Origin of the sequence: Alteromonas sp. LMIT006 (assembly GCF_024300645.1) — a bacterium.
Taxonomy (GTDB): domain Bacteria; phylum Pseudomonadota; class Gammaproteobacteria; order Enterobacterales; family Alteromonadaceae; genus Opacimonas; species Opacimonas immobilis.
The window spans coordinates 1,556,209-1,568,863 of record NZ_CP101291.1; the positions used below are offsets into that span (position 1 = coordinate 1,556,209).

13 protein-coding genes are annotated in these 12,655 nt (G+C 44.6%); 11 read left to right on the forward strand and 2 right to left on the reverse strand.

The genetic code is table 11. From position 1 onward, the window contains the following. The first annotated feature begins 58 nt into the window (after window positions 1-58). On the forward strand, window positions 59-541 hold the full coding sequence (sixA, locus tag NLG07_RS07300) for a phosphohistidine phosphatase SixA (RefSeq protein WP_254854822.1): 483 nt from the start codon (window positions 59-61) through the stop codon (window positions 539-541). Window positions 542-597: 56 nt separating this feature from the next. Then, entirely contained in the window at window positions 598-822 is a 225-nt protein-coding gene (locus tag NLG07_RS07305; protein ID WP_254854823.1) for a hypothetical protein, read from the forward strand. On the opposite strand, the gene NLG07_RS07310 is transcribed toward NLG07_RS07305, so the two are convergent. After that, a complete protein-coding gene (locus NLG07_RS07310) occupies window positions 819-2,102 on the reverse strand; it encodes an HlyC/CorC family transporter (RefSeq protein WP_254854824.1) in 1,284 nt (427 codons plus the stop codon). The two genes, NLG07_RS07305 and NLG07_RS07310, sit on opposite strands and share 4 nt — an antisense overlap. A 12-nt stretch (window positions 2,103-2,114) precedes the next feature. Next, the gene (locus tag NLG07_RS07315) at window positions 2,115-2,912 is read right to left on the reverse strand and encodes an inner membrane protein YpjD (RefSeq protein ID WP_254854825.1); all 798 of its coding nucleotides are present in this window, start codon (window positions 2,910-2,912) and stop codon (window positions 2,115-2,117) included. A gap of 164 nt (window positions 2,913-3,076) precedes the next feature. Between NLG07_RS07315 and ffh the strand changes: the two genes are divergently transcribed. From ffh to metH, 9 genes are all read left to right on the forward strand, one after another. Continuing rightward, entirely contained in the window at window positions 3,077-4,519 is a 1,443-nt protein-coding gene (gene ffh, locus NLG07_RS07320) for a signal recognition particle protein (RefSeq protein WP_254854826.1), read from the forward strand. 212 nt (window positions 4,520-4,731) lie between these two features. After that, window positions 4,732-4,983, forward strand: a complete 252-nt coding sequence (rpsP, locus tag NLG07_RS07325; RefSeq protein ID WP_254854827.1) for a 30S ribosomal protein S16 — start codon at window positions 4,732-4,734, stop codon at window positions 4,981-4,983. 34 nt (window positions 4,984-5,017) lie between these two features. Further along, window positions 5,018-5,536 (forward strand): ribosome maturation factor RimM, encoded by a 519-nt coding sequence (gene rimM, locus NLG07_RS07330; protein WP_254854828.1) that lies wholly within the window; start codon window positions 5,018-5,020, stop codon window positions 5,534-5,536. Then, the gene (trmD, locus tag NLG07_RS07335; protein WP_254854829.1) at window positions 5,536-6,327 is read left to right on the forward strand and encodes a tRNA (guanosine(37)-N1)-methyltransferase TrmD; all 792 of its coding nucleotides are present in this window, start codon (window positions 5,536-5,538) and stop codon (window positions 6,325-6,327) included. Before rimM ends, trmD begins: the two co-directional genes overlap by 1 nt. Before the next feature lie 19 nt (window positions 6,328-6,346). Next, on the forward strand, window positions 6,347-6,706 hold the full coding sequence (gene rplS / locus NLG07_RS07340; protein ID WP_254856833.1) for a 50S ribosomal protein L19: 360 nt from the start codon (window positions 6,347-6,349) through the stop codon (window positions 6,704-6,706). Window positions 6,707-7,159: 453 nt separating this feature from the next. Beyond that, on the forward strand, window positions 7,160-7,861 hold the full coding sequence (locus NLG07_RS07345; RefSeq protein WP_254856834.1) for an RNA polymerase sigma factor FliA: 702 nt from the start codon (window positions 7,160-7,162) through the stop codon (window positions 7,859-7,861). 144 nt (window positions 7,862-8,005) lie between these two features. After that, on the forward strand, window positions 8,006-8,947 hold the full coding sequence (gene metA, locus NLG07_RS07350; RefSeq protein WP_254854830.1) for a homoserine O-succinyltransferase: 942 nt from the start codon (window positions 8,006-8,008) through the stop codon (window positions 8,945-8,947). Further along, on the forward strand, window positions 8,934-9,989 hold the full coding sequence (locus NLG07_RS07355; protein WP_303049227.1) for a homocysteine S-methyltransferase family protein: 1,056 nt from the start codon (window positions 8,934-8,936) through the stop codon (window positions 9,987-9,989). Before metA ends, NLG07_RS07355 begins: the two co-directional genes overlap by 14 nt. Before the next feature lie 9 nt (window positions 9,990-9,998). After that, window positions 9,999-12,608 carry a methionine synthase gene (gene metH / locus NLG07_RS07360; RefSeq protein WP_254854831.1) on the forward strand — a complete coding sequence of 870 codons (2,610 nt, stop codon included), beginning with the start codon at window positions 9,999-10,001 and terminating at the stop codon, window positions 12,606-12,608. Window positions 12,609-12,655 lie beyond the last annotated feature (47 nt).

Sequence of the window (12,655 nt, forward strand, 5' to 3'; positions counted from 1 at the left end):
TTTTGTACTGGAAAGCACACTGGTATAATCAGTGTGGTTGATATTAATAGGTTTGTCCATGAAAGTTTTTGTGATGCGACATGGTGATGCGCATCTGGCTGCAGGTTCTGATATGCAGCGTCCTTTGTCCCCCATTGGTGAAAGCGAAGCCGCTCATGCAACAGCTTGGTTGCGTGAATTCTATTTTGCTGAACGTCCCAATATCGATTATGCGATGGTTTCACCTTATTTGCGGACCAAGCAAACCTTTACCAAAATCACAGAGCAATTTACTGTCACGCGTACCGAATACACACGAGACATTATTCCCTCCGCTTCGGCTGCCATTGCACATGATTATATGGATACGGTGTTGTCACTCCATCCAGAAATCAATAATGTATTATTGGTGGCTCATATGCCATTTGTTAGTTACTTTGTGGAATCCCTGACACAGTTGACACCGCCACTTTTTGCTACAGCCTCCATCGCTGTGATTGAATATGATAAATCTCTTTCTAAAGGTCATATGTTGGAGCATAAACAAGCATATTTCACTTAAGATTTGACTGATTAGACCGATAAAAGAATATCTACTTCAATGTGAGGGTGCCATGGATGGGACCAAAAAAATCGTTACCAACTCAGATCAAAGATATACTTCGCTACCATGCAAACCGCAAAGACTTTGCTGAAGATGAAGAGTATTTCTCATTGATGCGAGACTTAGGTGAGTTGGACGAAAAAGTCCACAATGTGAAAAGGCAAATCTTGTCCAACCGCAAAGCGAAAGAGCAGGCCAAGCAGTTTCAAAAACGTCTTTTTAACACGCCTGCCGACTAATCATTCGTTTCTGGAGGGTTATAAAAAAGTGGGATTACTCTAACGGTTTCAATCATATTTTCTGACCAATCAACAATCTCGACAGGGTAGCCATTTATTCTAAGAGATAAGCGATGCTCTGGTAGAGTTTGCAGGATCTCAAGGATCAAACCATTCATTGTTTTCGGCCCATCGGTCGGGAAAGACCAGCCCATTTCCTTGTTCAAATCTCGCAAGTTAGTACTACCATCTACCAAGATGCTACCATCTTGTTGTTTGTTCGTTTGTTTATGATGGTCCGGCACCATGTTAGTGGTAAAGTCGCCGATGATTTCTTCCAGGATATCTTCAAGTGTTACCAGACCTTGAATATCCCCATATTCATCGACCACTAAGCCTATGCGTTCACGCTCGGCTTGGAATTTGTACATTAGCTTGTGTAAAGGCGTTGAATCCGGTGTGTAGTAGATTTCTTTTACTGCGCGTAACAGGGTCGCTTTACTAAATTGTTCCTTAGAGAGCAATCTAAGCGCATCACGAACGTGAATAAAACCAACGGCATCATCTATGGTATCCCGGTACAGTAGTACTCTAGTGTGGTTTGCATAGGTTAACTGCTTGGCAATATCTTTCCACTCATCGTTGATATCAATTGCAAAGATATCATTGCGCGGCACCATGATATCTTCTGCGGTCACATGTTCTAATTCCAAAATGCTTAAGAGCATGTCTTGGTGTTTTTTGGGGATTAAATTCCCCGCTTCATACACGACGGTTCTCAGTTCTTCCGTACTCAGTTCGTCCCCTGAGGCATTGGTTGGATTGATTTTGAAAATCGCCAAAATACCGTTAGTGATCCCGTTTACTACCATCACAAACGGAAACAGCAAATACATTAAAGGTTTGAGTAAAAATGAAGATGGAAAGGCGATTTTTTCAGGATATAAAGCTGCCAGTGTTTTTGGCGTAACTTCAGCAAAAACCAATACAATTAACGTTAGAGCAAAGGTCGCAATAGCAATCCCTACATCGCCGAATAAACGCAGACCGATCACCGTGGCTATCGCTGAAGCGGCAATATTGACGAGGTTATTACCAATCAAAATTAAACCAATTAATCGGTCTGGGCGATCTAACAAATTTTGTACGCGTTTCGCTGTGCGATGGCCTTCATTAGTAAGGTGCTTCAAACGGTAGCGATTGAGCGACATCATGCCAGTTTCAGAACTGGAAAAATACGCCGAACACAAAATTAATAAACCAAGAATAATAAATAAAGTACTGGTTGCGATACTGTCCAAAAAAGCAAGCCTCTACAAAAGAAATTCACGAACAAAACGACTGCCAAAGTATCCGATGGTCAATAATATGACTCCGATAGCCGTCAGAGTAGTTAGGTGTTTGGTACTCAAGCCAATGCGAGTATGTAAGACTAATGCGGTAAAAAATACCAATAATGCAATCAAACTCAATACGGTTTTGTGAGCATGTTGTTGGGTAAGCATCGATGCCGATGTTGCAAATCCTGAAAATAGGGCAAATGCTAATAAAATACTGCCTAATCCAATGAGGCGATAGACCCAGGTTTCAACTTGTAGCAGAGGGGGCAAGCCACTTAGAGACAGTGCTTTGCTTTTGAGCTGTTTGTGGATAAAACGCATTTGGTAGGCATATAAAAGGGCGACCACAACACAGCCATAAGCAGTTAACGACAATATAATATGCAAAATAGAGCCTGCTGTCAGTGTGCCTATGACAGGTTGAGTATTGGGTGGTAAGAGCATGAGTAGCGCACACAAAGCACCAAACCCAAGGGTCACGGGCAGTAGAGTTAAATTGCCCAATAATCTACCAACAACAAGCAAAACCACGACCATACACCAGGCTAGCAAGTTCGCAATATTGACCATGCTCAAGTTTGCTTCACTTGGATGAAATAAAATTGTGTTTAAGAGGTATCCGTGAGCGCTTAAGGCGATAAAGATGAAACTGTATATGATGCCGGATTGGATAGGCCATGGATGTGATTTGACTGACATCGTTTGTTGCGCATACATAAAAGCGCCTGCAGCATAAGCCAGCGCTGTACACAGCAATAAAATACTGGTCATAACATCCTCAAAAAGGGCTGCACAATCAAAAGTTGAACTTGCAAGCCTACAAAAAAGCCACATTAATACTAATAATGCAGTAATATACCTTAACTTGTCGTTAGGTAAAACGGTATAATACAGTTAATTTATCATTTAATTGAAGCACAGAGCAAGGTGGCGCAATGTTTGAGAGTTTGAGCGAACGCTTATCCAGTACGTTGAAAAATATCAGCGGCAAAGGACGATTGACCGAAGATAATATCAAAGACACGTTGCGCGAAGTGCGCATGGCGTTGCTTGAAGCGGATGTCGCATTGCCCGTGGTGCGTGACTTCATCAAACAAGTCAAAGAGCGAGCGGTTGGGGTCGAAGTGAGCAAGTCACTTCAGCCTGGCCAGCAATTTATTAAAATTGTTCAAGCTGAACTTGAAGCAGTCATGGGGAGCACTAACGAAAGGCTTAATCTAGCTTGTCAACCACCCGCTGTTGTCCTAATGGCAGGCTTGCAAGGTGCAGGTAAAACCACTACTGTTGGTAAGTTAGCCAAATTACTCAAAGAGCGAGAAAAGAAAAAAGTCATGGTGGTCAGTGCTGACGTCTATCGTCCGGCGGCGATAGAACAGCTCAAGACCCTAGCGAATGATGTAGATGTGGAGTTTTTCCCCTCCAACATCATGCAAAAACCGATTGATATTGTCGAAAGTGCGATCAACCAAGCTAAAACCCAATTCGTCGAGGTGCTTCTTGTCGATACTGCAGGTCGTCTTGCCGTTGATGAAGCTATGATGGGTGAAATTCAAGCGTTACACAAAGCAGTGAAGCCGATTGAAACGCTATTTGTGGTCGATGCAATGACCGGTCAAGATGCTGCGAATACGGCAAAAGCATTTAATGAAGCGTTGCCTCTTACTGGCGTTGTGTTAACTAAGGCCGACGGCGATGCGCGTGGTGGTGCAGCCTTGTCCGTCCGTCATATTACGGGTAAACCAATCAAATTTATTGGTATGGGTGAAAAACTCGATGCATTGGAACCTTTCCATCCTGAGCGTTTGGCATCGCGTATTTTGGGAATGGGCGATGTACTGTCGCTAATCGAAGAAGTTGAGCGCAAGGTTGACAAAAACAAGGCCGAGAAACTGGCGCAAAAAGTGCAAAAAGGCAAAGGCTTTGATTTGCAAGATTTTAAAGAACAACTCGAACAAATGCGCAACATGGGTGGCATGATGGGCTTGCTCGATAAAATGCCGGGCATGGGCAATATGTCCGCACAAATCAAAGACAAAGCTGGTGATAAGCAATTCAATCAGTTTGAGGCCATTATTAACTCAATGACTCCGGCAGAGCGGGCGCGTCCAGAGGTCATCAAAGGCTCACGTAAAAAACGCATCGCCGCAGGCTCTGGCACACAAGTCCAAGACATTAACCGCTTATTGAAACAGTTTACGCAAATGCAGAAGATGATGAAAAAAATGTCTGGCGGCGGTATGTCGAAGATGATGCAGAAGATGAAAGGCATGATGCCTCCTGGAATGGGCGGCATGGGTGGACCAGGCGGCCCAAGTGGTATGGGCGGATTAGGTGGTCCTGGTGGACTGGGTGGCATGTTCCCACCGAAGCGCAAGTAATCAATCTTTTCATACGATTTATACAAAAGGGTGGCGATTGGCTGCCCTTTTTTATGCATTCTGTCGCATATCTGCATCAAACTATTCCTTTGCTTTGTGTTAAAAACCTGCGTATAATATGCCGTCCCGTGAATTGGGCTTTGTTTAAAAACAAATTGTTCAGGGCATGGGATATTTGTTAACAGTAACGCGACAACGAGTTTGAGGCATTTATGGTTACTATTCGTTTACAGCGTGGTGGCGCTAAAAAGCGTCCCTTTTATCAAGTAGTTGTGGCTGATTCACGTCGCGCACGCAACGGCAAGTTCATTGAAAACGTTGGATTTTTCAATCCTACAGCAACAGGTCAATCAGAGCGTTTACGCTTAGACCTTGAGCGCGTTGAATACTGGACTGGCGTTGGCGCAAGTTTGTCAGAACGCGTCACTAGCTTGGTAAAAGAAGCTAAAAAAGCAGCGGCTTAATCACAGATTTTGCAACTGAATTATGAGGGTATAGATGAGTTTAGCATCTGAAACGGTGGTTATTGGCAAAATCGGCGCTCCTTACGGAGTCAAAGGTTGGGTCAAAATCAACAGCTATACCCAAGAAGGCCAAGACATTTTTACTTATTCACCTTGGTTGGTGGGTGAGCTGAGAGTTGAGGTCGGTCAATGGCGCATGCACAACAAAAGCATGGTGGCTAAGTTAGACGGAATTGAGACTCGAGATGATGCTGAACGCATCAAAAATCTCGAAATTTCAATCACTGCGGAGCAGTTACCGGCACTGAGCGACGATGAATTTTATTGGCGTGAGTTGATTGGAATGAGTGTGGTCACCGTGCAGGGATACAATCTAGGCACAGTGAAAGACGTGTTTGCCACTGGCGCAAACGACGTTCTACAAGTCAAAGCCAATCTTAACGATGCATTTGGCCAAAAAGAAAGGTTATTACCCGTGTTATTCGATCAAGTGATTACTGAAGTCGAGCGCACAACAGGTACTATTACAGTCGATTGGGATCCTGCATTTTAATGTCTGGGCCAGAAACGAGTGGACTTGCACAGCAAGCACTTCGCATTAGCGTCGTGACACTCTTTCCAGAAATGTTTTCTGGATATCTGAGTCAAGGTGTCGTAGGTCGAGCAATACGTTCTGGGTTATTACAAGTAGATTTCTTTAATCCAAGAGATTTCACCCATGATCGCCATCGCACTGTAGATGATCGCCCTTATGGTGGCGGTCCAGGTATGCTGATGATGGTACAACCTTTAGCAGATGCAATCACTGCAGCCAAAGCGGCCGCAGATGAGCAACATATTGTGGTGTACTTATCGCCACAGGGAGAAACGCTATCGCATCAAGGTGCGGTGTCGTTTAGCCAGCAAGGCCACTTAATATTAGTGGCAGGGCGGTACGAAGGCATAGATGAACGCATTATCGAAGAATACATCGATTGCGAAATATCCATCGGCGATTATGTATTAAGCGGAGGCGAGTTACCGGCTCTGGTTATGATTGACGCCATTGCTCGTTTTGTACCAGGTGTGTTAGGTCATACTGATTCTGCGTTGGAAGATTCTTTTAGCAGCGGTTTATTGGATTGCCCACATTACACGCGCCCCGAAGTGCTAGATGGCAAAGCGGTCCCTGAGGTGTTACTAAGTGGTAATCACCAAAAAATTAGGCAGTGGCGATTAACGCAATCGTTATTAAGAACGAAACAGCGACGCCCTGATTTATTAAACAAGCTAGCTCTGACTGAGGAGCAACGCACGATTCTCGCGCAACTTGAGCGCGATGCGTTGCAGCGAGATGACAGTTAACTAGATAACGAGGTATATGATGAGTAAAGTCAATCAAGATATCATCAAGAAAATTGAGCAAGCACAGCTCAAGACAGACGTCCCGGCATTTGGCCCAGGTGACACTGTAGTGGTTAAAGTTCGTGTAAAAGAAGGCGATAAAGAGCGTCTTCAGGCATATGAAGGTGTTGTTATCGCTAAGCGTAACCGTGGCCTACATTCAGCTTTTACCGTACGTAAGATTTCTTCAGGCGAAGGTGTTGAACGTGTTTTCCAAACACACAGCCCAGCGATTGCTGAGATTGAAGTGAAGCGTCGTGGTGCTGTTCGTCGTGCGAAGTTGTATTACTTACGCGAGCGTTCAGGTAAATCTGCACGTATTAAAGAAAAGCTTAATTAATTTTAATTCTCGCGATTACGTTAACAAATATGAAAACCCCGTCCTAGTGACGGGGTTTTTGTTTTTTGCTGCTTAATAGCATCATCTCCGCGTCAATAATCTGACTGTCCAAAGAACTGCCACGAGTAAAATGTAAAAATTTTGACATTCTAATAGATGTTCCTATTTTAGCTCTCAATCTCTTCAAGCCCTGTTTGGCGAATAGAACTCCCTCATCCCTCTTATTTTTTCTTATTTTTTCTTATTTTCATTTTTGGTGCAAAACTTGCAAATTTAAACATACTTGCATAGGAGATGATTGCAAAACACGGTCAATACACTGGAATGTATCGGCAACCATGAAACGATAATTAAAATATTATGGAGACAATGTAAGATATGGATAATCATGCATTAATACATAACCATACTCATTCAAGTCGCTCGGGTCATATATCGAATGCCTTTCAACCAATGAGGGAGACCGATATTGTGAATAAGTACTCTACGCTAGTAAAGCGTATTTCACACCATCTAATGGCGCGTTTACCCCCATCAGTACAGGTGGATGATCTCATCCAATCCGGTATGATTGGTTTGCTCGAAGCCGCTAAAAATTTTGATGGCAGCAAGGGGGCAAGCTTTGAGACATTCGCTGGGATCCGAATTCGCGGGGCGATGCTAGATGAAATAAGAAAGGGCGATTGGACACCGCGTTCAGTTCACAAAAATTCTCGTTCTATTGCTGAGGCGGTTGCAACCGTTGAAAAAGAAACCGGTCATGATGCAAAAGACGTTGATGTGGCGCATAAATTGGGTGTGCCTTTAGCGCAATATCATCAAATGTTGTACAACGTGAATATCGGAAATTTTGTGGGGCTTGAAGATCTAGGCGTCACGGAAGACGTTATTGTGACGGATAAGAACAACAAGATAGACACACCTTATGATGAACTGGTGCAGGGTTCATTTCAAAAAGCCCTTGCAAGAGCGATTACTACATTACCAGAGCGTGATGCGACTGTGCTCTCACTGTATTATGACGAAGATTTGAAATTACGAGAAATAGGGGAAGTCATGAAAGTCAGCGAATCTCGAGTCAGCCAAATTCACAGTCAAGCCGTGCAAAAATTAAAACGAAAGTTAGGCAGTTGGCAAACTGAAGACGCCGTTTAAATCTAAGAAGATAACTTCTCGTCAAAAGTTAACATGAAAGGACGTAAGGTTAATTTTTAAGACGTTTAGACGTCTAGACGTAAATAATTTGACATTTTATCAAAATCCGACACAATACACATATGTAACGTGTAAGGATGTGTCATGCCGATTAGGATCCCTAGTGAACTGCCCGCATTAGAAATACTTTCAAACGAAAATATTTTCGTCATGGAGATGCAACGTGCCATGACGCAGGACATTCGTCCTATGCAAGTTGGGATCTTAAATCTCATGCCCAACAAAATAGAAACCGAAGTGCAAATACTGCGCTTGCTTTCAAATACGCCTCTGCAAATCAATATTGATTTAATTCGAATCGATAACAGTGTGTCCAAAAACACGCCGCAATCGCACATGGATGCGTTTTATAAAGATTTTTCATCTATTTCAAATAAGCAATATGACGGTTTAATTATCACCGGCGCTCCATTGGGCTTTATGGATTATGAAGCGGTGACGTATTGGGATGACATTACCGCCATTTTTGATTGGGCGCAAACCAATGTTCAGTCGACCTTGTATTTGTGCTGGGCGGCACATGCCGCGATGTATCATTTTCACGGGGTGGTGCGTGATATTCGTGCACAAAAACTTTCTGGTGTGTTTGAACATCAAGTCTTAGCGCCCACAAATGAGCTGATGCGCGGTTTTGATCCCGTGTTTTGGGCGCCACATTCTCGCTTTGGGGATATTCCGGTGGCAACGTATTCCAATACCGGTAATATTGACGTATTGGCCGCGTCTGATGAGGCAGGCGCATATATTTGTGCGACCCAAGACAAGCGCAATGTGTTCATAACCGGTCATCCCGAGTATGACTGTGATACGTTAGCACAAGAATACGTTCGCGATTTGGCAAATGGCAGTGAAGCAGGCAAACCACCTCAGATCCCGGTGAATTATTTTACCAATGACGATCCTGAACATGCGCCTATTGTCCGATGGCGTTCGCATGGCACTCTACTTTACACTAATTGGCTTAATTACTATGTGTATCAAACCACTCCTTATGATTTGACACAACTCGCAACTGGCAAGAGATAACCGCGTGAAGCATACCTTATTGTCGCTCGCACAAGAGCGTATTTTATTGTTGGACGGTGCCATGGGCACTATGATCCAAGCCTTAAAGTTTGACGAAAATGATTATCGCGGAGAGCGATTCGCCGATTGGCATTGTGATGTGAAAGGCAATAACGATCTGCTCGTGTTGACTCAACCTGAGGCAATCGCAACCATTCATAAAGAGTATTTGGCAGCAGGTAGCGATATCATTGAAACCAATACATTTAATGCAACAACGATTGCTATGGCTGATTACGATATGCAAGATGTTGCCTACGAAATAAATGTTGCGGCAGCGCGGATCGCAAAAGCGGCTTGTGAGGAATACTCAACACCAGAAAAACCTCGTTTTGTTGCTGGTGTACTTGGCCCGACAAACCGCACGGCATCGATTTCTCCGGATGTGAATGATCCGGGCAAACGCAATGTCACGTTTAGCGAGTTAGTGGAAGCCTACGAATCCGCGACCAAAGGTCTGATTGAAGGCGGAGCCGATCTGATCATGTTAGAAACGATATTTGATACGCTGAATGCAAAAGCGGCGGCATTTGCGGTGGAAAATGTCTTTGTCGAGATAGGTCAATCCTTACCAGTGTTAGTGTCCGGAACGATTACTGACGCCTCAGGACGAACGTTATCTGGCCAAACAACTGAAGCCTTTTATAATTCGATGCGGCACATTCAGCCGGTTGCGTTCGGACTAAATTGTGCTTTGGGGCCAGATGCATTGCGTGCGTATGTGGCGGAACTGTCTAATGTCTGTGAGGGGTTAGTCTCTGCCCATCCCAATGCAGGCTTGCCCAATGAATTCGGTGAGTATGACATGGACGCCGTTGAGATGGCACAGCATATCGAAGAATGGGCCAGCAGTGGTTTGGTAAATATCGTGGGTGGCTGTTGCGGTTCAACCCCTGAGCATATAGCTACGATGGCAAAAGCCGTTGCAGACAAAGCGCCACGTATTATCCCTGATATTCCGGTTAAGATGCGTTTATCCGGTCTTGAACCATTTACTCATTAGGGGGGCGTAATGCAATCAGCTTCCAGTTTTATCAATATCGGTGAGCGTACGAACGTCACCGGTTCAGCCGTCTTCAAACGATTAATCCTCAATGAAGAATACGAAGCCGCTCTAGATGTTGCTCGCCAGCAAGTCGAAAATGGCGCTCAAATCATTGACATCAACATGGATGAAGCCATGTTGGATTCGAAAGCGGCCATGGTGCGTTTTCTCAATTTAATCGCTGCAGAACCCGATATTTCTCGTGTGCCGATCATGATCGATTCTTCCAAATGGGAGGTGATCGAAGCGGGACTGCAGTGTGTCCAGGGCAAGGCGGTGGTCAACTCCATCAGTTTAAAAGAAGGCCCTGAACCGTTTTTATATCAAGCTCGATTACTGAAACGCTACGGTGCTGCGACTGTGGTTATGGCCTTTGATGAGGTGGGACAGGCCGATACGATCGATCGCAAATTTGAGATCTGCAAACGCAGTTATGATTTATTAGTGAATGAGGTGGGCTTTCCACCCGAAGATATCATTTTTGATCCGAATATTTTTGCGGTGGCAACAGGGATTGAAGAACACAACAACTACGCCGTGGATTTTATTGAAGCGACGCGCATGATCCGTACTCAATTGCCTCATGCGCATGTGTCAGGCGGTTTGTCGAATATATCGTTTTCATTCCGTGGTAATAATCCGGTTCGCGAAGCCATGCACTCTGTATTTTTGTACCATGCGATAAAGGCCGGAATGGACATGGCGATCGTCAATGCGGGGCAACTTGAAGTCTATGATGAGATCCCGCAAGAGTTGCGTGATGCCGTTGAAGATGTGATCTTAAACCGTCATCCTGACGCGACAGATCGCTTATTGGAACTCGCACCCAAATACCAAGGTGATGGCAAGGCTGCTAAAGTAGAAGATTTGGCATGGCGCGAGTACCCGGTCAACAAGCGTTTAGAACACGCATTGGTCAAAGGCATTACCGAATACATCATTGAGGATACGGAAAGCGCACGTTTGGCTGCTGAGAAACCTTTGCATGTGATTGAAGGTCCACTCATGGACGGCATGAATGTGGTTGGCGATTTATTTGGTGAAGGCAAAATGTTTTTACCACAAGTGGTCAAGTCTGCACGTGTTATGAAACAAGCGGTTGCCTATTTACAACCCTTTATCGAAGCAGAAAAAGACGGTACGACCAAATCCAACGGCAAAATTGTCATGGCCACGGTCAAAGGCGATGTACATGATATCGGCAAAAACATCGTGGGTGTCGTATTGCAATGCAACAATTTTGAGGTGATTGATTTGGGTGTCATGGTGCCTTGTGACAAGATTTTGCAAGTTGCACGTGAAGAAAATGCTGACATGATTGGTTTGTCAGGTTTGATTACCCCTTCGCTGGATGAGATGGTGTATGTTGCCAAAGAAATGCAACGTACCGGCATGGACTTACCTTTACTCATTGGTGGCGCCACGACTTCCAAGGCCCATACGGCGGTCAAAATTGACGAACATTATCAGCACCCAACGGTCTATGTCTCGAACGCTTCCCGCGCCGTAGGCGTATGTCAGCAGTTATTGAACCAAGATACCCGTGAGGTATTTGCTGAAAAACTTGCCAAAGAATACGAGACGGTGCGTCTACAACATGCGCGCAAGAAACCTCGCACTGCACCGGTGACATTAGCACAAGCAAGAGACAATAAGTTTACGTGTGATTGGGATCAGGCCGAAATAATTATTCCCCGTAAATTAGGGGTAACTGAAGTGTCAGCTGACATTGCAACATTGCGTCAATACATTGATTGGACGCCGTTTTTTATGACCTGGTCATTAGCAGGTAAGTATCCACGCATCTTACAAGATGAGATTGTGGGGGCGGAAGCCACGCAGTTATTTGCCGATGCCAATACCATGTTAGATCGCTTGGAACAACAAGGTGGGTTAGAGTGTAAAGGCGTATTTGGTTTGTTTAAAGCCAATAGTGTTTATGAACGTATTGTGATTGAGAATGAGGCTGGTGAGATGTTCACAGCACACCATTTACGTCAGCAAACGCAAAAGCCCAAAGGGTTCAACTATTGTCTCGCTGATTATATTGCCCCTAAAGACTCAGGACGCACTGACTATGTTGGCGCGTTTGCGGTCACCGGTGGTATCGGTGAAGATGAGCTTGCCAAAGCATATGAGAAGCAAGGCGATGATTACAACTCCATTATGGTCAAAGCCATTGCCGATCGCTTAGCTGAAGCCTTTGCTGAATATTTACATCAACAAGTCAGAGTGGATTATTGGGGCTACGCACCGGATGAGGCCTTAGATAATAACGCGTTAATTCGTGAGCAATATCAAGGTATTCGACCAGCACCTGGTTATGCTGCGTGTCCTGAGCATACCGAAAAGCAACTTATTTGGGACTTGTTACAAGTTGAAGCGCGCATTGGCATGCAGTTGACGTCGAGTTATGCAATGTGGCCTGGTGCTTCGGTATCAGGCTGGTATTTTGCGCACCCTGACGCGCGTTATTTTGCTGTGGCACAGATCCAAGCCGACCAAGCACAAGCCTATGCTGAGGCAAAAGGCTGGACTGAGCGTGAACTAGAACAATGGTTGGCCCCGAACCTGTAAATTCCGTCGTTTGTTGTTATAATCCGTAACATAATAACAACAAGCGC